The following is a 24,764-nucleotide window of genomic DNA, read 5'->3' on the forward strand; positions in this document are numbered from 1 at the left end:
CTGGATAGAGCGTTTGACTACGAATCAAAAGGTCAGGAGTTCGAATCTCTTAGGCCGCGCCATTATCTTCTCAAAATGCCGGTGTGGCGGAATGGCAGACGCGCGCGACTCAAAATCGTGAGGGAAACCGTGGAGGTTCGAGTCCTCTCACCGGCACCACATTAACAACTGACAGTTCATTAGAGAATATCTAATGGGCTTTTTTTATATTTTGATTACTCCATTCATTGTGTTTGCTTGCGGAGCAATCACTGTGACCTAACCATTCCTGCTCGTCTTTCATACTTACACTATTGCATAAAAGCAACGTAGCGCAGCTATCTAGAAGATCATGATAACGAATATGACGCATATTGTTGTTTTTCAAAACGAGTGCAAAATGTTGTGAAAGGTAGTTGGGTTTGATTCGTTCGCCAATTTTATCTACATAAATATAGCCCAGATAGTCCGTACAATAAGATTCCTTACAGACCTGTTTATCTGCTTCTTGCTGCTGTTTTAAACGTATCAGAAAGTCGTAGAAGGCGTCTAACGAGGGGAAGCGTACGGCGGCTCGACTTGTTCTTTGTCCGGTCTTTTGAAATGGTGACCAGTTTCCCATTCAAAGAGCCGGTCGTAACAGTATGCTTGACCGTGATTGTTTTGTTGAGCAGATCAATAGCTGACCATTTTAAGCCGATCACTTCGCTTCGTCTTAAACCGTAAAAAGCGGCTAAGATGACGCCGAGCTCAATTTTTGTCCCCTTCACCACTTCTAATAACTGATTAACTTCTGCTATTGTGTAGGAGCTGCCAACGAACGGTTCTTTCTTTGGACGAATGATCTTATCAGCCGGATTTGTAGTAATTCGCTACGTAATATAGACTTGATGAAGTGCCGAGCGAATATTGGCGTGATAATGAATAACCGTGTTAGCTTTGACTTTCCATTCATTTAAGGCGTAATTGTAAAATTCCTGAATGTGATGTGGTTTCAACTCCTGAAGTGTGATGCCTTTTTCACTAAAGTAGGGAGCAATACGTTTCTTAACTGCATTGGTATAGGAAATATAAGTAATCAGTTCAGTACTGGGCTTTACAGTTTCTAGCCACTCCAGCATGTAATCCGCAAATAAAGTCTGGTCAACATCTGAGCCCTTAAGTTCTTTTTTTTCCTCATTGATATTCATTCGACATCACACTCCTTTCCATGGTTATTAACTAAATAGGCACTTGAACTGGAAAAAGCAACTAACCTCTCAAAATCGATTATTTGAAAATAAAAAAGCCGAGAGTATAGTTGCAAGGCTTGGAACATACTTCGGCGGATCGATTAAATAAATGAAACTATTGGCTATAAAGATGTGATGCGAGTAATGCAATACTAATGCTGAAAGTGCGATACCGAAGCTGGCGGGCGAAGGGCGGATGCTTCGGCGGCATGTGGTTGGCGAAGAAGGGGAGTTCCCTGGCTGAGGTTGGTAGCCGGTCAACTTTTCCTACGGGGCGAAAGTGGAATGGACCGTCCCCAACGTGGGCTGGCATTGGGACGGCATTCATTTCCGCCATTACGTCGACGCGCCGGATCAGGGGCTGGTCTGTTTGTGTCTCTTCTCGGATATCGGACCGCAGGGCGGAGGGACGCTTGTCGTGGAAGGCTCTCACCATCTGTGCCACCCGTTCCTTATTCATGCCGCTTCGCCAAACCATAGCGGGGTTCCGCGGTTCATGTGCAATCGCGCGTCCCCGCTGAAGGAGAGGCTTCGCTTTGCCGCAGCAGGTGCCGCCGACGAGTCGCCGCTGGAACGAAGTGGTTTGAATTTCGCTAAGTGCGCACAATACCATCCTTACCGACTGTTGAACTGACAGGATACGACTACATGTGTGATAACGTAGCAGGAATTCATTTTGCCTCGTCGAAATAAACTAAACATGAACATAAACAAGAACCTGAAGCTTTTACTCCTTTCACTTCTATTTATAATGGCGTTGGTGAGCTTGCGACTTTTTTATTACAGCTTGTTCCAACCTGCGGATCATCCGCTGGCAGAGAACGGTATCTTGGATTTAAGGGAACAGCGATTGGTTGACGGTTGGATCAAATTGAACGGCGAATGGGAATTCTATCCATATTCATTTTTGCCTGCCCTTACAGAAGAATCCGCAGCTGCGGGTCTGCGGCCGGAACGCCTTGCGGTTCCAGGGGGCTGGCGCAGCGCATTTGCGGATACGGACGATTCCAACTACCGCTATGGCACCTATCGCCTGCAAATTCAGGTAGATCGTGGTGAAGCGCAACGCTACGCCCTCTATATGCAAACACCGCCTCAAGCGATGGATCTCTACGTGAACGGCCATCGGCTGGCCCGTGTCGGGGAAATTGCGGAAACGCCCGATCGCTTTGCCGCCCAAATGGCGACGACTTTCGTCGGCTTCGAGTTGCCCGAAGGCGAGGATCACATCGAGATTCTCATCCACACGTCAGCCGACGAGAGGCTTCTGCGCGGGGGCATGACGCCAATTCCGATTAAATTTGGGTCAGAGCGCGCCGTATCCGAATTCCGCACGCTCTCCTCCGCGTTGCAGGCCATGATGGTCATCCTATTGCTGATCTATCTTGGTTTTTCACTGATGCTCAACTCGTTGGGAGCCAGGCATCGAGGTATATTCTTTCACATTCTAATGATACTGTCCGGAGTCGGAGCCGTTCTGCTGGATAGGGACAAGCTACTGCAGTACGGTTTCTTCCTTGATATGGAGTGGGGAATCAAGCTGAACCACTTGTTTTACGGGGGGATAGGCGCATTTGTCCTGTTGCTCGCCATGGAACTGCTACCGAAGAACAAAAATAATCGCTATCTCTATGCGTATCTGGCGACGCTCGCGGTGCTGGTCATCCTGCGTCTGCTGCTTCCGCTTCATCTTTATATGGATGATATCACCCGCAAGCTGGAGCTCATCTTTGTATCAGGCACCTACCTGCTCGTTCCGGTCATCGTCTATCGCTCTATCTTGCAAGGGTTGAAAGATTACGTGTTTATTTTGCTGGCCACCATCAGCATTTTCGTCAGCACCGCTTGGGGACTGCTTTCCAGCAGCACGCAAGTAGAAGTATACTATTATCCGTTCGATTTTGTCATCGCCTCGTTCAGCTTCGCTGCTTTTTGGTTCAAACGTTTCTTCCAGGCCACATCAGAGACGAAAAAGCTCGCGCTGCGATTGCAAGACGAGGATAAACGCAAGGACGAGTTCCTTGCCAATACCTCTCACGAACTGCGCAATCCGCTGCATGGCATCATCAATATCGCCCAAGCGGTACGGGAAAATCCGAACAATACGCTGGAGCCCAAAGACCGCGACAACCTGGACCTGTTGATTACCGTAGGGCGACGCATGTCCTCGATGTTGAACGATCTGCTCGATGTCTCCCGGCTGAAAGACAGCCAGATTCGTCTTGATCTTCGCGCCGTATCCGTTGCTTCAATCACCGCCGGGGTATGCGACATGCTGCGTTTCATGACCGAGAACAAGCCGGTTCGTTTGGTACAGGACATTCCCGATGACTTCCCGCCGGTCCATGCGGATGAAAATCGTTTAACGCAAATCTTATTCAATCTGCTGCATAATGCCATCACCTACACCGATTTCGGCGAAGTTCGGCTAATTGTAGCGTACAACCGCGAACAGGCGATCCTGCGCGTTCGTGATACCGGGGTAGGTATGGATCAAGCGACGATGGACCGCATTTTCCTCCCGTATGAGCAAGGGAATGGCAGCCAAACCGGGCGCAGCGGCGGCCTGGGGCTCGGCCTGCACATCTGCCGACAGCTTGTGGAACTGCACGGCGGGCGGTTGAATGTGCGATCTTCTCCGGGACAGGGGGCCGAATTCAGCTTTACCCTTCCATTCTCGCCATCCGTTCCGCTGTTGAGCGCGGAAGAAGCGGCAGCGGCAGAAACGCGACAGCTTGCGAATGAGCGGACGAAGCCCGACGGCACGGTGGGTGCGGAAAGGAAAACGCCCGGAAACGGAGAAATCGCTTCCGCCTCACTAGATAAAGCGGACACGTTTGCCCGGAACGAAGAGCACGGCAAAAACGTCGCCCGCATTCTTGCAGTCGACGACGATCCGGTCAATCTTAAAATTTTGCAAAACCTGCTGGCTGAAGAAGACTCTTCCATTACCCTGGTTTCCAGCGGGGCGGAGGCACTGAAGCGACTGGGCGAAACTCGCTTCGATCTGATCATCGCCGATGTGATGATGCCGCTCATGTCCGGATATGAACTGACCCGAGCGGTCAGGGAACGCTTCTCCTTGTCTGAGCTTCCGGTTCTGTTGCTGACGGCGCGCAATCATCCGCAGGACATCGGCACCGGCTTTCGATCGGGCGCCAACGATTATGTAACGAAGCCGGTCGACGCCCTCGAACTCAAGTCCCGGGTACGCTCGTTGATCGCCACCCGACGCTCGTTCGAAGAACATTTGCGCATGGAGGCGGCCTGGCTGCAGGCGCAGATTCAGCCTCACTTTCTGTTCAACACGTTGAACACAATCGGGGCGCTGAGCGAGATCGACACGGCACGCATGCGCCAGGTTCTCGATGCCTTCAGCAGCTACTTGCGAACAGGCTTCGACTTCCGGAACCTCAACCGCGTCGTACCGATCGAACATGAGTTGATGTTGGTTCGTTCCTACCTGTCTATCGAGCAGGAGCGATTTGCCGAGAGGCTGGAAGTATCCTGGCATCTGGATGAACCACTGCTTGTCGAGTTGCCCCCTTTAACGATACAACCGCTTGTCGAAAACGCCCTAAAACACGGCATTCTCAAACGGTCGCGCGGCGGCAAGGTGGAGATCGCTGTCAGGCAGGATGAACGGGAAGCAACGGTTTCCATCAAAGACAACGGGGTGGGGATGGAAGAGGCGCTCATTCGCGATGTGTTGAATCATTCGGTAGCGAACAAAGCGGGAGTGGGTCTTTCCAATACCGACAAACGATTGAAGCAACTCTACGACCGCGGCTTGACCATCATCAGCGCTCCCGGACAAGGCACCGAGGTCGTCTTCCGCATTCCCATTGCCGAAGTCGGCAGTCGGGAGCCCTGAACGAAAATAGGAAAATCGCTCCTCTTGGCCAGGATTGCCTCTAAAAAAGAAACGCAGGATTCACAATAAAAAGAAATAAAAAAGCCGATTATCAGGTCTTGGACTTGATAACCGGCTTCTTTTTACTTTTCAGAGTAATATGTTTGGATGACATCTTCTTTAAGTGCCTTGAATTGTTCGTTATGATCTTCAATTTCCTTTTCTTTCAAATCCTTTTGGTCCACATTAAACTTACCTTGATGAAGAGAATGTACCCAATATGCTTCTTTTTTCTCATCCCAGTTTAAGAATAAGAGGTAGGTTGCTTCGGGGGCTGCCTTTCGATAATCTTCTGAATAAAATTGTGTTTTACCTACATCTGGGAATTCATTCTCTACGCTGAATGTTGGCTCAATAATAGTAATATTCCTTCCGTTTAATGGTTGGCCGTCGTTTTTAATCTCTTTGATAATTTCTATATCCGTTAACGAGTAGCCATCCAAATACTCACCTTCGATAATTACATCCTTCGATTTAGTTGTAACAGTAGCCAACACTACCAATTCAACATCTTCGGACAAGTCTTTTGCGTTGTCATAAATTGCATGGTTGAAATGACCAAGGGGTGCTTCTTTAATTGTTGTACGATCTAAATATATATATATGGAAGCAAACACCAGTATAACAACTACTATAGAAAATGTTAATTTTTTTCTAATCAACATATGAATTCCTCCTTATACTTTTCTTACGGAACTGGCCACTTCCACACTAAATGATCTGCATCTTGCGAAGAAGGAGAATTTAGAGATATTTGACCAGATTTCATCCAGTGGTTACCTGAATGTGCAGGAGAGAGTTCGAAATGGTGCAGACTCATGGCATGACCTGTTTCATGACCAGTATTATGATTTCTCTGCGCGGAAGTATAACTTGCGCTACTCATTCTCCCATGATCCAATCTAATTCTCGTCATATCAAAATTAGTACCGGATATAACACTTGCGGCAGAAACGGCACTAAGTGTACCGCTACTGCTTCGGTTCCAAAAATCAGCCGCGCCGAAAACTCCCGATCCTAGTTCGTTATCTGTTACATAATATTTAATTTGGGAATCGTCAGCATTTGATGTTTCATAAAGAAGGATTCCTGCATTAGGGACAGCATTCCAGCTGTTCTTTGCATTAGTTATTGAAGCACCATAACCATAGCTTGTAACTGATGAGTCAATCCAGTATTTAAAAACACCTCCATTTCTATTTTTTCCGCCCAAAACATGATTGCTGGAATAGTCTGCACTAACCATTGTAGCTCCTAAGAGCAGGAGAGACATTGTCGCCAACAGTGCTACCCGTTTTTTTTTCATTTGAACAGTTCTCCTTTCTCATTTAAACGAAAGTACGACACATATTGTTTCAAAATTACCAAAATACTTATATAAAAAATTGTACAACCATACTTAGATTCGAAAAAACATCCTCTCCTTTCTGTATTGAATTCCACTAATATGCATAATATGAATCATAATTTACATTAACATATATTTAGTAATTGGGAAGATATAGCAAAAAAAACAGTTCCTCTGAATTATTCTTTCTTCGACAAAACAAGACTACTTTTAATACCTTGTAACTATTTACCTGGTATAATTATACTATATCTTTCGTGTTATTATTTTATGGGTGAATGAAGGGGTTCTTGCAATTATTATCTATATTAGGGATTAAGAGGGAGTGTTTGGAATTTGTGGAGTGCAAAGTTATGAACATCGTCTGCTACTGGAATTTCTAAGCGTGCCTGGCGCACTATCGCAAGATGCTTATTGATGAATTTCTGGATGAATTTAATTCCTCAGGAACAGCAGAGACGAATAAAGCCATAGCGTTCTGTTTCAGGCGTAGGGACAAGGAAACAATTGGCCAGGTGCATAGAGATGACCCTCCATGAGGTCGGCATGCTCAGGAACTTAGGCATAAAAAAACGACACATACTTTTTACTGCACTCACCAGTAGTATCAGTGCTAACGATGAAGTGTAGGAGATGGATTGAATAATAAACCTAGCATTCTTATCTCATTCATAGTCATTTTACTTTGCTTGCTTGGACTTTCTACCACAAAGAGTCTAATGGGAATTGGTTAGAGAGTGGTCCGTTCGGGGATTCTTTTGGTGCATTAGACTCCATTATCGAGGAACCGCCTTATAATCAAAAAAACAGCTCGATAGAGATAATTTTGATTGGAAATTTAATGTATTCATGACGACTATTGGACCGCATCTATGGCACGGCAACTTGTCATATCGGAAGGAAGGGATATGCTAAAGGGAGGAGCAAATAGCAATGAATGGGTGGAGTCTGTCAATACAGGATATCTCTGCCTGTCTGCATGGGACCTGCGTTTTGGCAGGTTCTGTATGATTGGGGCGCAACAAGCCATTGAACTGGCAATAACTATTAATGAAAAATTCGATTACAGTAGAATGTGCTAAACTTCATTTGTTCTTATCTTGAATATCCCGGTGCGTGAGAGCCACTGTTCTGGTAAGTAGAGGGCCAAGTGTCCGGAAAAAATAAGCCAGGTCTTCGAAGGAGGGAGCCACTTCCTCAGTAGCTCCCTGTTTTTAAATATAAATGGAACGGATGGATGGCTTAGCTGTGGAAACATTTGCGCTTACGCATAGAGTCCATCCCATCGATCATGATAGAATAGGAGTTATGGACAATGCGGTCGAGAATGGCGTCGGCCAGCATGCTTTCTCCAATCTTGCCATGCTATCCGGCAGGCGAGAATTGGGAACCCCAGCCGGGCAGGGTCAGGCAGCAACTTGTATAACGAATTTATGGTTTATTTGCAAAAGACAGCCCTTTCTCATTAAGAGCATCATTCAGTATTCTCACTGCCTTTGGTCCAACCCCATGAATCTTCAAAATATCCGATTCCGTAACTTTTATTAATTGCTCAAGCCGATAAAATCCAGCATTAAGGAGTACACGATTTGCGGTCTTACCCATATTGGGCAGATCGCTTTCTGGTGGTGAATGATTAATAATGTCCATGTCTAGACTCCCCTCATTATTAAATTTAAAATCTGCAGTATAGCTTGTTACTTCAATAACAAAAACAGCATATTTGCTGAATAATATAGTATAATCCGTTTGTGATTCATATCGCTTTAATCACCGGTTCTGTTAGTTGTGGAAAGATGGAAAAATTCATTAAGATGAGTGAGCAATGACTGAGGTTGTGCAGTAATGTACGAGGCATGATCTCCAGGCACAACTATAAGCTTGGTGGTAAGTAATTTTGCCATCTCATGCGCGTACTCTGGGCGAATAATGTCATTGTCCCCTATAATGAGAAGTATGGGCATTGCAAGTTCTTGCAGTTGCATCGGTTTCAGTAAATCCTCTTTGTTGGAACTGTTGGCCATCTCTGCACCCTTGGCGATAAGCTTGGACCAATTCTCGGGATACGGGGCCACGCGTTCGTATTCCCGCCTCATCTCAGGCGGAAATCCTTCCGGCGAAGCATGGTTAAGGGCTTCGACAATAAAGGGAAAATAGCCGTCCATACTATAAACAGTCGATGCAAGCGCTAGTCTGCGAACAAGCTTAGGATTTGCAAGAGCTAACTGCAGTGCCGTTGCCCCCCCGGCGCTATATCCAAATACATCTGCCCTGTCGATCCCTAATTGCTTTAATAGTTCGGCGGTGTCGCGGCCCATTTGAGCAAAGCTTAAGGGACGATCGATATCGGCAGTATGGCCATGCCCTTGCTGTTCCATTAAAATGACTTGCCGGTGCTGAATCAGATCCGGCAAGATTGGATAGAACATGCCGACAGTTGCAAACTGGCCATGCAGCAAAACCAGCGGTTCACCAGTCCCGTGAATTTCATAATACATATTCAGTCCGTTTACCTGCTTATAACCGCTTTTGTCACTAATCATGAACTCTACCTCCGTTTATTTGATGGCGAGCCAAATTTCATTTGATGCGTTCGGATGATAAGGATCGGAAGCAATATAGACTTCAACGGCTGCCAATTCAGCGATCTCATATCCATTTGACGGGATCCATTCCGAATAAATTCGTCTCCAGGTATTCGGAATTTCAATCGGAGCTGATCCGTGCACTTCAAACACGACCCATTTGGTTGCGGGGAAATCAATGCTAGACATACCATCCGGCACTTCTCCAATATGTTCGGCTGCAATCCAGTAATCGACCGTGTTTTTCTCGTCGTTATAATTGTCTGTAATCCCCAATATCCCTTTTATTTCGCCGTTAATGAATTGAACCAGCTTGTCGGCTGTCCCATTTTCGTTCATCTCGCCCCAAAATTTCGCAATGCCCGAACCATTTGCCTCTTCTCCGCATGGACATTCACGCTTGACTCCGACGACTTGGAAAGCATCTCTTTCAACAATTTTGTAATTCATCGGCTCTGCTCCTTTTACATTCACCTGAATCATCAGGCGGTTGTAAGATTGCAGTTTCCCCGTCCCTTTTCGCACTTCACTCGGGGCAATGCCATGCTGTTTACGAAAAGCTTTTGAGAAAGCTTCAGGAGTTTCGTAACCATATTTGCTGGCAAGGTCGAGGATTTTGTATTGTGCACTGGATAGCTCCTGGGCTGCCAAGGTCAGGCGACGTCGCCGAAGATAATCTCCGACGGTTACATCTGTCAGAATCATAAAAGTACGTTGAAAGTGAAAGGGAGATATATTGGCTTGCTTGGCTATTTCTTCGATCGTAATCGAATCCAACAAGTGCTTTTCCATGAAGTCTATTGCCCTTTGCAATGACTCGACCATTGCCATGTCACCCAACTCCTTTGATCAAATTATAATCTTTGGGGAAATATTAGTCCTGTTATTCTGTGCTCTGTCTGGACCGAATGTTTAAAAAAGCCGTGAATTCCGGAATTTTTCTACTCTAAGCAGAAAGGATAGTGTTTTCCACGCCTTGGCTGATCCAACCCGAAGAGAAATTGTTCTTCTTATTGCCTCTCAAGATCGTACAGTATCAGAATTGGCGGCACCTTTTGATATGTCTTTAGCAGCTATTTCTAAGCATATTAAAGTCTTAGAACGGGCAGGTATTCTTGAAAGGAGTGTAAGAGGAAGAACACATACCTGTCGTCTTAATGCCGAATCCTTATCTACGGCTACAGATTGGCTGCGCTTTTACGAACGTTTTTGGAACAGACAGTTTGATGCTCTGGAACGTGAGCTTAATAACGCTAAAAAGGAGGAACATTAAGGTATTCACAACAAATTATTTAGGAAGGATGATTGAAATGATTTCTTCAACAACTACACTAACAGTATTAGCAGTAGTCCTCCTGTTGCTGGGTGATAGCATTTCATTATTTGGCGGGCTTGAAGAGCGTATTAAGTTGGAGCGGATAGAAACATCGGCCTTTGCGAGTGAAACCCACCTGCGATACCGGGTTGTAAAGTACGGATCATTTGGGATCTCTGTTGTTCACATATCGGCGCCTCAAGCTTCTGGGTGCTAATAAAAAGAAGCCCCGTCTCCTATCGGAATCCAAACGTATTGAAAGTAAAAAGAACTGATTGGCTCTTGCAGGTGATACCCTGAAGCTGCCATTCAGTTCTTCTTCTTTTTCAATGGCCGACACGAATGGCTCACACGTATCGCAGGTTTCCAAGCAAACGGGCTATCAATGCGAAGCGGTCAGGGCCGCAAAATCAGCCTTCCGGTGAGGCGTACTTACTCACGTCCGGCTCGAATGCTGCTTCGTTGGAGGGGTCCAGCTCTACATGGGTTGTTCCGCGATCGTCGGTCAGCACGAGCATGAGCGCTCCGACGAGGGGAACGCGGTCTGCGCTGAGATGACACGGGAAGCGCCGTTGACCATGTAGCCTACCTCGACCGTGAACACCGGAAGATCGAAGAGCCAGCTGTTCGTGAAGTTCACGGCGGTTAGCGTCCCGGTGAATGACGAGCCTTTCGCGTATAGATGCTCGATATCCGCCTGACGCCGCCGGGCGTGGGCGATCGAGCGGGGCAACCGTAGAAGCACGATAGCGGCCCAGAGCGCGAAGCTGGCTCCGACGACGGCGCCAAGCTCCGGCGGAATTGTCGGCGACGTCGCGAGGGCCTCGAGGTCAAAGGGGCGCGACGTATCGCTACTCAGCGTCCAGATCAGGAGAACTCCTGCGGCTGCAACGAGTCCTCCTGCGATTGCAAGCATCGGATATTGATGAAGCGGCGCTCTTCTATGCGGAAGTCCCGGAGATTGCAGCGCCCTGCAAGCAGGAGCAGGAGTTGCAGGACAAGTCGGCGCGGCTGAAGCGGAGCTGAATGCGTTGTTGAATATGGATAAGCCGGAGAACGAGGCGATAGACAAGGAGCCAGATGAAGAGGAACGGGGCAAGCGGAAATTTAAAATCAGTGGACAGGAGAGATGATGCTTAAAACATTGATCATTACAATCAGAATAAAGGTTTGATATACTTAGAGATGTCCGGATTGCATCCAAATGGAGCTGATACCTGACTAAACAGCATAGCAAAATTTTTCTTAAACCGCGCTTTGATTCATTCGTGAACAGAGACAAGGAGGAACGCGCTTTGAAAAAAACATTGTCAGATTTACGTAGCAAAAAGCAATTGAAACAGAAAATTTCCATGTTAACTTGTTACGACTACCCTACGGCTCGCTTGCAGGACCAGGCAGATATGGATGTTATTTTTGTCGGTGATTCACTCGGCCCCAATGAGTTAGGCTATGAGCATGAGAAGGACGTTACGTTAGAGGACATGATTCATCACCTTAAGGCAGTCCGCAGGGGTATAAAGAATGCTTATCTTTTGGCCGATATGCCTTATGGAACCTATGACACGATTGAAGCAGCGCGTACTACTGCGATGAAATTGATTGACCATGGCGCAGATGGAGTTAAATTGGAAGGACTGGAACTGGCTGTAATAGAGGACCTTTCCAAAAGAGGTATTGAAACATGGGCCCATTTAGGATTTAATCCTCAAAAACATATTGAGGCTAGCGTTCATGGCAAGACGTTTGAAACAGCGAGGTCACTAGTCGAGGCGGCAGACGCCTTGCAGAGTGCGGGAGCTTGTATGATGGTACTCGAGCTTGTTCCTGAAGAGGTAGGAGCTCTGCTGACGGAGCGTTTGTTGATTCCTACCATTGGCATAGGGGCTGGGAGGTTTACAGATGGGCAGGTTTTAATTGCACATGATTTATTGGGACTAACGCCTAAGAAGCTTCGACACGCTAAAGATTATGGACAATTGGATCAGCATATGCTAACCGCTTTTCAACATTACGTGAAAGATGTGAGTAGTGGAATGTTTCCCGAAAAAAGTAACTTACGCCATATGGATCAGGATGAACTGCATCTATTAAGATGTTATTTGTTAAAATAGACTGGTTGGTTCTGCTTATATCATTCAAATATAGCGAGCCTGTTGCCATTTCCCTGGTGACGGGCTTTTTTGTTTTGGGAACCAGTCACGATTATTTTAATTTAAATTTTTTCACAGAGCCACAACCAATTTGTTAAAACTTTATCATGCTGCGGATTGGAAACATAGCTCCAGTGAGTAAAGTGACACAACTTTATGCAACGCTAGTGATCCCGGATGCAAGAGCCGGGTATAGGATTCAAATCCGCGAGGGATGATGGCTGCCGTATAATTGGCCTTGTCACCGCGCCCCCAAGGCTGTTCCAGGGACGCCTGCAACCATGTCGCCGCATCCGTACCGGCCTGGCCCGATAAGGTTCCAACATACAATCACCCTCTTTATCTGTTTTTCGTCTTAAGCGCCTATCGATGTCCAATGACCACCGTCCAAAAACACGAACCGGTTTGTTTTGTGGAACAGGAAGTTCTAATCGTCACCGGATGTGAGGCAGCGGTTTTTCATCGACTGACGTTTGCCGTACGTCAAGGAACGCCATACCCATTCGAACGGTCCGAAGCGGAAGCGGCGCAGCCATAGTCCGCTTAGCCAAACTTGAACCGCAAAAATGAGCAAGGATAGCGCAAGCCCGATTGATGGCGCGATTTGACCGTACCATCCGAGACCGTAGCTGTAAAACAGGAAGGTGTACGAAGGACTGTAGCAAATAGTTGGTAAGCGCCATACGTCCCGCAGCCTGAAGCGGCGTAAAGAGCTGTCTCCAGAAGCTCCGCTGAATGAGCAGCAGCAGGCTGGCCATATAAAACAGCGCGATCGCCGGGCCGGCGATCAGGATACCTGCCCAATGCGCGTTGTTAAACCCGATTTGTCCCGCGTCTACCGTATGGTACAGCCAAAGCTGGAACGCCAGAAACAAAATTCCGATGCCGCCGCTCCACCGCCAAACTTTACGGATCGCCGCAACATGGCGGTCCGGATCGCGCAGCCATCCTTTCTGCCAGCCATACGCCCCGAATAGAAACATAGCGAACGTTAAAGGAATCGTTAATAACGAGCTGTTTTGCAAATGGGAAAGGTCGACAAGCCGCTGTCGAAATATTTCCTCGTACTTGCCGCCGCTGTAAACCGCATTTGAATCGTGTAGCAGCCGCAAGGCCTCGTCCGCCGACGGCCCGAGAGGAAGTCCCCATGGGACAAGCTCGGCCGTTGCGCTCCACCATTCAACATTCACCATATTCATATAGACGGAGGCGGACGCAAACAGCGGCATATTGGCGATGACGATTCCGAGCAGCGCCAGCCCGCGTATCATATCGAGATGGGCCGCTCTCGCCTCTCGTTCCCAGGCATTCGGCTCCACGTTGCTGCGCTTCATGCGTGGAGCCTTACAAGCTTTCGCCGGGCGGGTCGATATCGCGGAAGCCGTATTCCACCGCAACATCGGCGACTCGCAGCGTTTGGCCCGAGTATCGCTGCACGTCCGGATCCGTAAGCAGCGCCTGAACCGCGCGCCCCGGGAACTCGATGGAATCGCTCCCCGGCGGTCGTTCGCCGATCGCCGCTACAATCGCTTCGGTTCGCGTAAATCCGGGAGAGAGCGCCACGGCGGCAACCCCTTGGGAACGGAAATCGCGAGCAAGCGAACGGGCAAGCCGACTCACACTGCTCATCGCCAGATCGTAGAACAGATTGCCCATCACGTCCGCCTTAGGATCCGTATATCCGGTCAATATTACGAGACCTTTCCGTTCCATGAGCAGCGGCGCGGCGTACCAAGCGGAAACCAGATGACTTCGAACGCCGATGTCGATCATGTTCCGCCAGTTTTCAAGCGGAAGCGTCCAGAACGGGCCGTTCTGGAAAGGGAGCGCGTTCCCGTTGCAAGCATTGGCGACGAGCAGATCGATCCCGCCGTGTTCATCTCGAATACTCGTAAACAACGCTTCGACGGCGCTGTCGTCTGTATGGTCGAGGGGGATCGCAATGCCTTTCCCGCCTCTGGCCGTCACCTGCTCCGCCGTATCTTCGACCGTGCCTGGCAAGGGCGACGTCTTTCGGCTCCGGGATTCAATATCGGTGACATAGACGGTGGCTCCGGTTTCCCCGAGCACCAATGCGATGCCGCGCCCGATGCCGCGCGCCGCTCCCGTGACGACAACAACGGTGCCGCTTCGATCGTTCATTCGTTTTCACTCCCGTTTTTGGATTCGTCTACTTCAGCAACGATGCATACGCCCGGAACCGGTAACAGCTCGTGGGCGATCATGTGCTTGATCGCAAACCCGGCGCTTATGAAATGGCCGGCGGTACGATCGGCAATAAGCTGCAGCTTGCTTGCTGCCGGAGGCTGATTGAACACATAGACGGCGCCGCCGGGCGCCAGCATCTGTTTCATGAGGTCCAGGCCGCAATCGCGATCCAGCCAAAACTGATTGACGTTTACAGCAAAAATTTTGTTGAACCGGCTTTGGGCCAAATCGGCTTCATGCAAAGAAACGGCTAGAAAGCGAGCCTTACCGGATGCGACATGCTCTGCATTGTTTTTCTCAGCGAGGCGAATCATTTTAACCGATCGATCTAAAGCGGTGATGCTGCCGTTTGTCAACGTCCTGCAAATTTCAGCAACCGCCGCTCCGTTGCCGCAGCCGATTTCAAGCAGCCGGTCGGACGGAGAGATCGCAAGCACATCGACTGCCCAGCGGATTCGATCCGCTATAGTCGCCCCCATTATCAGGCTCCCTGACCGATCGTTCCATCGTTCGTTAACACATCCCGCAGCTGCGGCAAATTGCGATTCCAGCCATCCTCGTGGCATTCCCGTTCGGACTCCGGTACAGAGGAGTGCTGCAGGTGCAGCCAGGTGCCGCCGGCATCGGGTTTCAGCGCAATGTCCACAATGGAAGAGCCCGGCGGATGGACGTCGCTTCCTTTCCACCCCCATGTGAATACGATTCGCTCATAAGGGTCAATCGTCTTGAACGTGCCGAGCACGATATCGTGTCCGTTCATATCGATCTCGATGCGGCCGCTCTCTGCCGGTTCCAGCTTTGCTTGTTGGCCTAACCATAAACAAAGCTTGGCGGCATCGGTGAAATACGAGAAAATCGTGCTGGGCTTTGCCTCAATGAAAATTTCCCGCTTAATACCTACATCGCTCATCACTGCTCCTTCTCCCTTTCTTCGGCTTCGGCCAACTGCTTCAGCACCGTAAGATGATCGTCCCAAAACTGCCCTAAATATTGCTGTAAATCTTCAAAACCTTCCTTTCGCAAATAGTAAATTCGACTGTTCTTCCGCTTCTCCACGCCGACCAGCCTGGCTTGCAAAAGTACCTTCAAATGTTGGGATACGGCGGAGCCGCTAATGTCGAACGAGGAGGAGAGGTCGCCTGCCGTCCGTTTGCCATGCTTGAGAATGTCCAACATCCGTCTACGATTCGGGTCGCTGAATGCGGTGAAAATGTGATTGTTCATGAGCATATTTTAGCAAAAACTTAATTTAGTGTAAACTTAAACTATTCGTTCTGTGCTAGATACGATCGTCGTGTGCCTTGGCACGGTTTACAGGGAACAAGATCCCTACCGGCATGCGCCAAATGGCGCTGTTGGCGAGATTTACAATCTTGCGGATCGGCGAGTTCTCTCGGAACTGGAATGGCTCCAGATGATAGCGGGTCTGATGAAGTGGGATAACGAGCTTGTAGTAGCTCCCGATGATTGAGGCTTTGAACTTGGTATGGAACTGTGCTTTACTGAAATCACACCCTTGGAAACAGTCCTACTGAACACCATCCACTGGGAGTTTCTTAGGCACCAACGGAGCGGGGGAAGACGACCACCATTCGCATGATGGTGGAACTGATCAAGATCAGTCGGGGCGATATTTTCCCTTATAATCGATTGAAGACCAACGTTATGCTTTGAATCCATTTCTGAAGAGCCCGGTGCGGGAAAGCCGCACGCCGAGTTCTGTGGGGGTTCGGGCCACCAGTTGGGTGGCCCTTCTACCCGGAGACGGGGGCTAGGCGCCCCCTTTTACTCGATTCTGGCAATGTAAAATAAGAAAATCCTTATTATGCTAAGACCACGGCATCTGCTATTGCGGCATTAATACACTGACGAGTCTGAAGCAGCCAGTCCAAACTTTTTGGATATTGATCGAAAGCAAGCTTTTCCTGCAAACCCTGCTCTAACAACGTCATTGTTTGCTCTCTGCCCACAAGCTTCTCCAGCAATTGAAGTGCCCGCATATCCTGCAAACCTTCATAGAACACTTCCCAACGCAAGGAGTCCAGCGGACCGTCAGCGCCTGGGTACACAACAAAGGCATCACCGGAAGGGAAACCGCAATCGGCATCCGTCACGCGGAACGGATCAATCGCTTTAAGGGAATGCTGGCTGTACCAGAAGTTAAAGCCCCAATGCAGGAAACCTTTTACATTAAATTTGTACATTTGTGCACCGATAATCCGGTTACGATAAGATGGCATGCCGAAGAAACGATTGGCTACGTCGACATATTGTCCGCAGCAATAGTACGTCCATAGCGGCTCCACTTGATTCTCAATAAACGGCTCGATATGATTAGTCGCCGGAATAGGCACATCTACCAATCCATGTTGGTAAAAATCATAGTCGGACAAAGCATCAAGGAAAGCAAAATTACCCAAGTGCTTCTTCAGAATTTCGCTGGCTTGGCGGTAAGGCTCCAAATGTTCTTTATGCGGCTCATCCGAAACATGAAAGTACACTTGCTTCTCGATACCGCGCTTTTCAATAAACGCAACAAGTTCCTGTAAAAATTGATCAAGGAACGCGCAATAGGCTTCTCCGCCAGCATCCGTATCCCATCCGAAAATGCGCTGTTCCTCTCCATCCACTTCCGCGATAATTTTAGGAGCATGCTTCGCCCCCCACTGGGTGAACAAATGTGAGAACTCGTAATAGAGAATGCCGACTCTCTCACACATAGCAATCCAGCGCTCAAGCTTCTCAAAATTGAACTCATACGTATGTTCTGCGACTTGCTTCACGCCAATCAATTGAATTGTCGGACGTTCTCCTCCAATTGCCGTATCAAGCGGCGGTGTAAATAGCGGGGTAAGTAACAAGTTCACACCATGTCTGGCAGCATTGCTCGCATATTTCTCGATAAGCTCCCAATGCTCCTCGCCGAGCATCTCTACCTTATATTGTGTTGCTATGCAATCCGTATGGAACCATTCTGTATGAATCAGTTGCTGTGGCGGCAGCTCAGCCGGAAGAACTTCCAGTGTAAACTGTTCTTCTCCCAAGTGAGTACCCTCGCTGCTTGCAAAAGCAAGTGTGATAGTAAAAGATTTCTTGTCTTGCGCTGCATCCACCGCTGCGATAGACGGCAACGCAACCGTTACCCAAATCGAACGCCATTGATGCGGAATTGCATGCACACCTTGCTCGACAGGATACAAAATATCCGGATACAAACCGGGAGTTGTGCGTGTATAATCATCATCTGTTTGCGCGAAAGTCGGCATATCCGACGGTGCCAAGCCTACCGACCGCAAAGTGATGTAAGGCTTCATTTCGGATTTGACAGATACTTCAAGAAACCTTGACAAGGTGCCACTGCGATAAGCTACTTGAAAGGAGTATACTTCATTCCACAAAGCTGTTCCGCTATTGATCTGTGTATCAAGTAGATCCGAGTCTGCAAACACTTTACTCAGAGAACTTAGACAGCGTGTCTCGAATACTGGTGAAATACTGGTCACAATATGACCTCCTCTAGCTATGATGGTTTCATCATATCAATAGACCTTATTGTTCGCAATCTAAGAATATTGAATAAACTATAACAATAATGACCTTAATTTCAGAAAAAATTTGCGGTATACTCAAATAGAGAAAGATTGCAGAAAGGCAGGGTTTAACCATGGAACAAGGCGCGTTTGCATTCAGATATACAGAAGCTCTCCCTTACTTGCTGCTCGATTCTATTGGTTGGCAATCTACTGATTCACCCTATTACGGCAATAATGGGCATACCCGCACCGACAATGGTCATGTTATTTTTCAATATACCTTGAGTGGGGAAGGCAGGCTTGAATTGGATGGCCAGACATACAGACTCACGCCTGGAAAAGCTTTTATCGTAAAAATTCCGAGTGATCACCGCTATTACTATCCGGTGGAGACAGGGGAACCGTGGGAGTTTATATGGCTGAATGCCAAAGGTGAAGATGCGTTTCGCATGTGGGACCGCATTATCGAACATGGAGGTGAAGTTATTGCCTTGCGCGATCGCAGCTTGTCATTGTCCAGTTTCTGGGACATGTATAAAGCTGTATCCGAAGAAAAACTTTCTGATTGTGCAGAGCTGTCCGTTATGTTATACCGCTTCATGCTCTCCTTATTTACTCCCGATGCAGGCTTGAATACACAGGCAGAGAATTCTTCTATAGTAGAAAAAGCTAAACATTATATCAAAGAAAACCTTACCACTCCGGTCACTTTGGAGGATATTGCGGCATATTGCGGGGTATCAGGCGCCTATTTATGCCGCTTGTTCCAACGGAACAAACTTTCTTCGCCGCTGGAATATTTGCGTCGGCGCCGAATTGAAGCTGCTGTCACCATGCTACGTACAACAGAAATGAGCGCACAGGATATTGGCAAACAATGTGGCTTCGAAAGTCCCAGCTACTTCAGTAAAATCTTCAAAGCTTATCTCGGCTTCTCCCCCCGCGAATATCGCGTGCAGAGAGTGAATTATCCATTTGATACGATTTATTTGGATTAATTATTTTGTCCTGGTATCGTACTACAAGTTTAATGTGCTCATGTTGTTGGCATGATGGCTTCCCTCAAATCAACTCCATCATCCGTCCTCCCTCAGCCCCCGCCGCTGGCGATAAGACCACCCTGATCGTCGAAAACAAGCAGCCCGCGACTGGCGGCAGGCAACGTCTGTTCAACCATTTCAACGAGACGATCCATATTTAGTTGAAGCACCAGAATTCCATTCGGCGACGGGGAATTATCCGATTGGCCACTATGAAACGCAGGAAGATGTGCTTGGTTATTTGAGCAAACATCTGTAAGTGACAGAGGAACGACAACACATTCGGGCTTTAGCAGTCCGTAAATAATTCAACCAACATCAGGGGGGGCCTTGCCCCCCTATTTGTGTTGTTTAAGATAAAGAATGAACATAGGGCTGCTAAAATTCCGACATATGCATGAGTAGGGTGGTTGCTTATAGTTAAAATATGTTTTTGTAACCGCTTCAATAAAGGAAGGGCTTTTTATGTGATCAATAAATCATAATGGGGGGTACAAGTTGACAATAAAAATAGGCATTGTCGGTGCAAGGGGACTTAGCGTTTTACAAGGGTTTCGATCGATACCGGATACTGAGGTTGTAGCGCTTTGCGATTTGGACGAAGGGTATTGTCAAATGCAAGCCAAGCAACATGGAATACCGAATACATTTAGAATCTATGAAGATATGCTAGAATCGGACATCGACGCAGTTGTCATTGCAACACCGATGCATCTGCACGTCCCCCAGGCTATTCAGGCTTTAGAGCATGGAAAGCATGTGATGAGCGAGGTTACGGCGGGCGTTACGATGGATGAATTGTGGTGGTTAAAGGAAACGGTAGAAAGCTCGGGGATGGTTTACATGCTGGCGGAAAATTATTGTTACATTCCGGAGAATCAATTGATTATGAATATGGTTAAAAAGGGACTGTTCGGCGAGGTTTATTTTGGCGAAGGGGAATATCTTCATAATGCTCGGGATCTTGCTTATCGATTTAACCGTGAAGGAACGGTGGAAGGCGTTAACTCTACCTGGCGAAAGTATTGGCAATTGGGAAAGAGGGGGGCATTTTATCCTACACATAGCTTAGGACCGGTTATGCAGTGGTTCGAGGGGGATCGGATTAAATCAGTTTCCTGCTTCGGCACGGGTTGGCATACCGACAAACGTTTTCGTCAGGAAGATACTTCGATAACGATGTGTCAGTTGGAGAGCGGCAAGCTGATTAAGCTGCGTCTGGATTGCTTATCTAATCGCCCACATAATATGAGCTATTACACACTTCAAGGGACAAAAGGCAGCTTCGAAGCTCCGAGGGGGCTTGGCGATCAGCATAAAGTGTACTTCGTTTCCGAAGGCGAACATTCGGATGATGCTCAGTGGAAGCCGCTTAGCGATTTATATGAACATATGCCTGAACGCTACAAGAATGCTACAGACGAACAAAAGTCAGCAGGTCATTGGGGCGGAGATTACTTTATCGTGGAGGATTTCGTCAACGCCATTAAGGGCTTGCAGAAGCCGGCAATTGACGTATATGACGCCTGTGAATGGACAGCGGTAGCGCTGTTGTCTGAGCTGTCTGTCATGAATGGCGGACGAACGATGGATATGCCTGATTTTCGCAAGAGCACTTCATATGCAGACCAGATTATTAAGCTTTGATAATAATTAAATTACTCAACTGCTAAAGAATGAACATAGACCTGCTAAAGTTCTGACATAGTAAATAAAGATGCTGCATTCAATACTCGTACTGTAAGCGCTTTTTTAAGGTTTGGGCTCATTAGCAGTTAGCAAGAGCATTTAAAAATATAGGGAGTTAGGTCCGTGAAAGAATAACAAAAATGGAGGGATGAAGATGTCAGCGATAGGCGTACCGGGATTAATTTTATTGATTGTGCTGGCACTGCTGCTGTTCGGCCCAAGCAAGCTGCCAGAGCTGGGGAAGGCTGTAGGAAGGACATTGCGGGAATTCAAGAATGGGACGAGGGATATCCTGGAGGATAATTCGGTCAAGAAGCCGTTTGAGGTCGAACCGACTCCGTCGGTAATCGAGACGAAGGACAAGCAGCCGCTGCCGTGAGCTTAGCAAAAAAGGGGGGGGAAGTGATGGGTCAGGAAAAGGAGATGACACTCGTCGATCATTTGGGCGACCTGCGCAAAGTAATTATTCGATCCCTATCTGTAGTTGGGGTGGCACTAGTGATCGGTCTGGTGGTGGCAAGCCCGCTGCTGGATTACTTGAAGGCAGTGCCGCCGGCGAGCGGGATAGCCTGGAATGTGTTCTCCCCGTGGGATGCGGTTGGCATCTATATGAAATGCGCCCTGGTCATTGCTCTTGCGGTCTCGTTGCCCTATGTGCTGCACCAAGTTTGGGGATTTGTACGCCCGGGGCTGCGGCCTGAGGAGCAATATGTAGCTTTGAGGTATATCCCCGGCGCGGCAGCACTGTTTCTTCTGGGAGTTGCCTTCGCCTACTTCATTCTTTTTCCAATGGCCTACGGCTTCACATCAAAGATGGCACAGAGAATGGGGCTGCAGGAGACGTATGGAGTCATACAATATTTTACCTTTATGTTCAATATTATCCTTCCAACAGCACTGCTATTCCAACTACCTGTGGTGGTGCTGTTCCTGACCCGGCTGGGTATCGTTACGCCATCGCTGCTGAGGCGGATGCGCAAAGTGGCATATTTGGCACTGGTCGCCATCGCCGTGCTGGTGACGCCGCCGGACTTTATCTCGGATTTCCTAGTCGCTATCCCGTTGGTGGTCCTATATGAGCTGAGCATCTTGCTTTCAGCGCGGGCGTATCGGCAGCAGCAGGCATTGGAAGGGCAGGCAGCAGGAGAAAATAACGTTTCTAGTGTACAGCTTGGTTAGCTTGGACAAGATACTGCTGACATAAATAGAGTTGAAGGATCAAAGGAAGTCAGAAATTTTTTTTGCAAATTGACAACGGTTACATTGAATGGGAGGGAGCAAGGCCAATGGAAGAGAGAAGGAGAGGTTCACGGCGTGCTTTGTCAGCATGTCTGCTAGCGGTTATCGTGCTGCTGGCCAGTGTGTCGGTGCAGCCAGCGGCAGCGAAGGAAGAGCAGCTGCCTAGCATAGCGGTAGGGCAGGCGCCGCATGCGGTCGCGGTCAACCCAGCAACGAATCGAGTGTATGTAGCGAATGCGGCGGGCGACAGTGTCACGGTGCTCGCCGATGAGGCAAGCGGATCACCTGCGGTAGTGGCAACAATCGGGGTGGGCAAGACCCCCTATGCACTGGCTGTTGATGCAAAAAGCAACCGGATTTATGTTGCGAATGCGGATAGCGGCACTGTCACGGTGATTAATGGGGATACTCATGCGGTGCAAACGGTGAAGGTGGGCGATGAGCCGGTGGCGTTGGCTGTGAACAGTACAGGCAACAAGGCCTATGTCGCGAATGCGGGGAGCGGCTCGATTACAGAAATTGATGGAGCCACGCTGACAACTCGTACCTTTGCAGCAGGGGAAAGCCCGATAGCAGTGGCGATTAATGAGGCAGCGGGCAAAGTTTATGCCGTCAACATAGACAGCGATACAGCCACCATTATCGATGGTGCGACCGGATTTACGGAAACCGTGACCACAGGGAATGGGCCCAACGCATTGGCGGTGCATATCGGAACAGGCAATGTATACGCGGCGAATTTCTATAGTGGTGACGTGACGATCATAGACGGGACAACCGGGAAAACGCGGCAAGTGGAGGTTGGCAAAGGGCCAGCTGCAATTGCAATTGACCAGACCGACGGAAAGGTCTATGTCGCGAATAGTCAAGATAATAGCGTGTCAGTGCTTAGCGTGTCAGGGGAGGTACTGGGGACAGTGCCTGTCGGTAAGCGGCCAGGGAGCCTCGCTGTTCATCAAGGGACAGGCAACGTTTATGTGGCAAATTATGAAAGCGATAGCATTACAGCCATCGACGGCCATACGTATGCCGCCACGGAAACAGCCATTGGCGCAGGTCCAATAGCATTGGCCCTGCATGCAGGGCTGGGCAAAGGATATGTCGCCCAATATAGAGGAAACAGCATCGGAGTGTTGGATGGCTTAGGCATCGTTAAACCTCCCGGAGGGGGAGAGGGACCTGTAATAACACCGTCCCCATCACCTCCAGTTGACGAGCAAGAAGGGGCAGGAGAAAACGAAGGCGAAGCTAGGTGGCCGGAAGAGGAAGCTGGCAGCATTAAATTAGGCCGCGATTCGGCGACCATTTCAGTGCAGGACAACGGCCATATCAAAGCCATCCTGAATAGTGAGGCCTTGGAAGAAGCATTCACTAAGCTAGCAGAGCAAGGGCAAGCAGCGGTGCAGCGGGTTACATTTACCTTGGAGGAGCAAGCTCACAGGTACCGGATCGGGATTCCGGCGAAGTGCCTGCAGTCAGCGGCTCTTGCTGCTCCAGACGCAGTGCTTAAAATCAAAGCGGGCACTGCAAGCTATTACTTACCTGTCAGCTTGCCCCCTTTGGTTAATGCGTTGTCCAAGCGTGTCGAACATTTGGAAGACGTTGTTGTGTATGTCGGTATTGATACGAGCCGAGGCCTGGCTGCGGAAGAGTTGGCGGGGAAGGCCGGAGGACAAGGCTTGCAACTAATAAGCTCGCCGCTGACATTTAGCATCGCCATAGAGGACGATGAAATAACAGATTATGGAGCTGTTTATGTTGCAAGGAGCATCTGGTTGCCGGAGAAGTTAAAGCCAACAGATGCCATCGCGCTGCGTGTATCGCCATCGGGAGAGTTTCACTATTTGCCTGTGCGATTTAGCGAAGCGGCAGCCGGAGGCACTCTAGCTACATTGTTGCAGCCAGGCAACGGGATAATCGTAATTGCCAAGGCGCCAACGCCAAGACAATTTCAAGACCTGGCGGGCCACTGGGTATCTCAAGCTGTGGAGGAACTGGCCGCCAGACAAATTGTCAAAGGCGTATCGGAAACAACGTTTTCTCCGAGTAGGGCAGTATCGCGAGCAGAGTTCACCAGTTTGGCCATCCGAGCCTTGGCGCTTGCAGAGCAGGCTAGCGCGGGGACAGCTTTCGGGGATGTCGCGCCGGATAGCTGGTATGCGGCTGCTGTAGGAGCAGCAGTTCAAGCAGGTCTGACTCAAGGCACTGCTGGAGGGTTGTTCGATCCGGAAGGAAGGTTGACACGCGAACAACTGGCAGTGTTTTCCGTACGTATGCTCGCTCTAGCTTCTCATCCGGCGAAAGTGGCGGCAAACAGGCAGGAGGAGCTGCTAGGCGCATTCGCTGACGGAGCGGAAGTAAGCAACTGGGCAAGAGGGGCAGCGGCAGCAGTTATGCAAGCTGGAATCATGGAAGGTATGGGTGATGGACGCTTCGCACCTAAGAAAAACGTAACACGTGCTGAAGCGGCGGCAGTTGTGAAAAGACTGCTTGTGCTTATCGGTTTTATCCAATTCTAGTGAGGAGGCAT

At 48.7% G+C, this 24,764-nt stretch carries 20 protein-coding genes, 1 tRNA gene and 4 pseudogenes; 11 read left to right on the plus strand and 14 right to left on the minus strand.

Annotation, left to right across the window (positions count from 1 at the left end; all coding sequences use genetic code 11):
- Positions 1 to 77 precede the first annotated feature (77 nt).
- A tRNA-Leu gene (locus tag PAT3040_RS04715) sits at positions 78 to 159 on the plus strand.
- A 31-nt stretch (positions 160 to 190) separates the two neighbouring features.
- On the opposite strand, the gene PAT3040_RS39860 is transcribed toward PAT3040_RS04715, so the two are convergent.
- Complete coding sequence (locus tag PAT3040_RS39860; protein WP_373863926.1) at positions 191 to 601, minus strand: site-specific integrase; 411 nt, start codon at positions 599 to 601, stop codon at positions 191 to 193.
- 250 nt (positions 602 to 851) lie between these two features.
- Positions 852 to 1,169, minus strand: a complete 318-nt coding sequence (locus tag PAT3040_RS04725) for a tyrosine-type recombinase/integrase (RefSeq protein ID WP_108991723.1) — start codon at positions 1,167 to 1,169, stop codon at positions 852 to 854.
- Positions 1,170 to 1,491: 322 nt separating this feature from the next.
- On the opposite strand from PAT3040_RS04725, the gene PAT3040_RS36260 reads away from it, so the two are divergent.
- Together PAT3040_RS36260 and PAT3040_RS04735 are read left to right on the plus strand one after the other, a co-directional pair.
- Positions 1,492 to 1,845, plus strand: coding sequence for a phytanoyl-CoA dioxygenase family protein (locus tag PAT3040_RS36260; RefSeq protein ID WP_146200361.1), 354 nt, complete (start codon positions 1,492 to 1,494; stop codon positions 1,843 to 1,845).
- 237 nt (positions 1,846 to 2,082) lie between these two features.
- Positions 2,083 to 5,085: an ATP-binding protein gene (locus tag PAT3040_RS04735; protein WP_181376439.1), complete on the plus strand. Its 3,003-nt coding sequence runs from the start codon at positions 2,083 to 2,085 to the stop codon at positions 5,083 to 5,085.
- A gap of 122 nt (positions 5,086 to 5,207) precedes the next feature.
- Here PAT3040_RS04735 and PAT3040_RS04740 read toward each other — a convergent pair whose 3' ends face one another.
- From PAT3040_RS04740 to PAT3040_RS04760, 6 genes and pseudogenes are all read right to left on the minus strand, one after another.
- Positions 5,208 to 5,789: a hypothetical protein gene (locus PAT3040_RS04740; protein ID WP_108991726.1), complete on the minus strand. Its 582-nt coding sequence runs from the start codon at positions 5,787 to 5,789 to the stop codon at positions 5,208 to 5,210.
- 23 nt (positions 5,790 to 5,812) lie between these two features.
- Entirely contained in the window at positions 5,813 to 6,430 is a 618-nt protein-coding gene (locus tag PAT3040_RS36265) for a hypothetical protein (RefSeq protein WP_146200362.1), read from the minus strand.
- A gap of 1,284 nt (positions 6,431 to 7,714) precedes the next feature.
- Positions 7,715 to 7,861: pseudogene (locus tag PAT3040_RS37940) on the minus strand (ATP-binding protein); the annotation flags it as partial.
- Positions 7,862 to 7,903: 42 nt separating this feature from the next.
- Positions 7,904 to 8,122: a helix-hairpin-helix domain-containing protein gene (locus tag PAT3040_RS04750; protein WP_108991727.1), complete on the minus strand. Its 219-nt coding sequence runs from the start codon at positions 8,120 to 8,122 to the stop codon at positions 7,904 to 7,906.
- A 116-nt stretch (positions 8,123 to 8,238) separates the two neighbouring features.
- A complete protein-coding gene (locus tag PAT3040_RS04755) occupies positions 8,239 to 9,015 on the minus strand; it encodes an alpha/beta fold hydrolase (protein WP_108991728.1) in 777 nt (258 codons plus the stop codon).
- 15 nt (positions 9,016 to 9,030) lie between these two features.
- The gene (locus tag PAT3040_RS04760; protein WP_108991729.1) at positions 9,031 to 9,888 is read right to left on the minus strand and encodes an AraC family transcriptional regulator; all 858 of its coding nucleotides are present in this window, start codon (positions 9,886 to 9,888) and stop codon (positions 9,031 to 9,033) included.
- A 142-nt stretch (positions 9,889 to 10,030) separates the two neighbouring features.
- Here PAT3040_RS04760 and PAT3040_RS04765 point away from each other — a divergent pair.
- A pseudogene (locus PAT3040_RS04765) lies at positions 10,031 to 10,330 on the plus strand (ArsR/SmtB family transcription factor); the annotation flags it as partial.
- A 1,337-nt stretch (positions 10,331 to 11,667) separates the two neighbouring features.
- The gene (gene panB, locus PAT3040_RS04780; RefSeq protein ID WP_108991731.1) at positions 11,668 to 12,486 is read left to right on the plus strand and encodes a 3-methyl-2-oxobutanoate hydroxymethyltransferase; all 819 of its coding nucleotides are present in this window, start codon (positions 11,668 to 11,670) and stop codon (positions 12,484 to 12,486) included.
- 466 nt (positions 12,487 to 12,952) lie between these two features.
- Here panB and PAT3040_RS39460 read toward each other — a convergent pair.
- The 5 genes and pseudogenes from PAT3040_RS39460 to PAT3040_RS04805 all read right to left on the minus strand — a co-directional run bounded on the left by PAT3040_RS39460 (position 12,953) and on the right by PAT3040_RS04805 (position 15,957).
- Positions 12,953 to 13,925: pseudogene (locus tag PAT3040_RS39460) on the minus strand (DUF418 domain-containing protein).
- Positions 13,870 to 14,667: an SDR family oxidoreductase gene (locus tag PAT3040_RS04790; protein WP_108991732.1), complete on the minus strand. Its 798-nt coding sequence runs from the start codon at positions 14,665 to 14,667 to the stop codon at positions 13,870 to 13,872. The pseudogene PAT3040_RS39460 and the gene PAT3040_RS04790 overlap by 56 nt, the downstream one beginning before the upstream one ends.
- The gene (locus PAT3040_RS04795) at positions 14,664 to 15,212 is read right to left on the minus strand and encodes a class I SAM-dependent methyltransferase (protein ID WP_181376440.1); all 549 of its coding nucleotides are present in this window, start codon (positions 15,210 to 15,212) and stop codon (positions 14,664 to 14,666) included. Before PAT3040_RS04795 ends, PAT3040_RS04790 begins: the two co-directional genes overlap by 4 nt.
- Before the next feature lie 2 nt (positions 15,213 to 15,214).
- Positions 15,215 to 15,643: an SRPBCC family protein gene (locus tag PAT3040_RS04800; RefSeq protein WP_108991734.1), complete on the minus strand. Its 429-nt coding sequence runs from the start codon at positions 15,641 to 15,643 to the stop codon at positions 15,215 to 15,217.
- Positions 15,643 to 15,957 carry an ArsR/SmtB family transcription factor gene (locus PAT3040_RS04805; protein ID WP_181376441.1) on the minus strand — a complete coding sequence of 105 codons (315 nt, stop codon included), beginning with the start codon at positions 15,955 to 15,957 and terminating at the stop codon, positions 15,643 to 15,645. Before PAT3040_RS04805 ends, PAT3040_RS04800 begins: the two co-directional genes overlap by 1 nt.
- A gap of 329 nt (positions 15,958 to 16,286) precedes the next feature.
- Between PAT3040_RS04805 and PAT3040_RS39865 the strand changes: the two are divergent.
- Positions 16,287 to 16,368: pseudogene (locus tag PAT3040_RS39865) on the plus strand (multidrug ABC transporter ATP-binding protein); the annotation flags it as partial.
- Positions 16,369 to 16,556: 188 nt separating this feature from the next.
- Here PAT3040_RS39865 and PAT3040_RS04810 read toward each other — a convergent pair.
- Positions 16,557 to 18,236, minus strand: coding sequence for a DUF4091 domain-containing protein (locus PAT3040_RS04810; RefSeq protein WP_258234835.1), 1,680 nt, complete (start codon positions 18,234 to 18,236; stop codon positions 16,557 to 16,559).
- 161 nt (positions 18,237 to 18,397) lie between these two features.
- Here PAT3040_RS04810 and PAT3040_RS04815 point away from each other — a divergent pair, with 161 nt between their 5' ends.
- From PAT3040_RS04815 to PAT3040_RS04835, 5 genes are all read left to right on the plus strand, one after another.
- Positions 18,398 to 19,264 carry an AraC family transcriptional regulator gene (locus PAT3040_RS04815; RefSeq protein WP_108991736.1) on the plus strand — a complete coding sequence of 289 codons (867 nt, stop codon included), beginning with the start codon at positions 18,398 to 18,400 and terminating at the stop codon, positions 19,262 to 19,264.
- 540 nt (positions 19,265 to 19,804) lie between these two features.
- Positions 19,805 to 20,953, plus strand: coding sequence for a Gfo/Idh/MocA family protein (locus PAT3040_RS04820; RefSeq protein WP_181376442.1), 1,149 nt, complete (start codon positions 19,805 to 19,807; stop codon positions 20,951 to 20,953).
- Positions 20,954 to 21,149: 196 nt separating this feature from the next.
- Positions 21,150 to 21,374 carry a twin-arginine translocase TatA/TatE family subunit gene (gene tatA, locus PAT3040_RS04825; protein ID WP_108991738.1) on the plus strand — a complete coding sequence of 75 codons (225 nt, stop codon included), beginning with the start codon at positions 21,150 to 21,152 and terminating at the stop codon, positions 21,372 to 21,374.
- A gap of 26 nt (positions 21,375 to 21,400) precedes the next feature.
- Positions 21,401 to 22,174: a twin-arginine translocase subunit TatC gene (gene tatC, locus PAT3040_RS04830; RefSeq protein WP_307719155.1), complete on the plus strand. Its 774-nt coding sequence runs from the start codon at positions 21,401 to 21,403 to the stop codon at positions 22,172 to 22,174.
- A gap of 107 nt (positions 22,175 to 22,281) precedes the next feature.
- On the plus strand, positions 22,282 to 24,753 hold the full coding sequence (locus PAT3040_RS04835) for an S-layer homology domain-containing protein (RefSeq protein WP_108991739.1): 2,472 nt from the start codon (positions 22,282 to 22,284) through the stop codon (positions 24,751 to 24,753).
- The last annotated feature ends 11 nt before the right edge of the window (positions 24,754 to 24,764 follow it).

The organism is Paenibacillus agaridevorans, from assembly GCF_003112455.1.
Lineage (GTDB): Bacteria > Bacillota > Bacilli > Paenibacillales > Paenibacillaceae > Pristimantibacillus > Pristimantibacillus agaridevorans.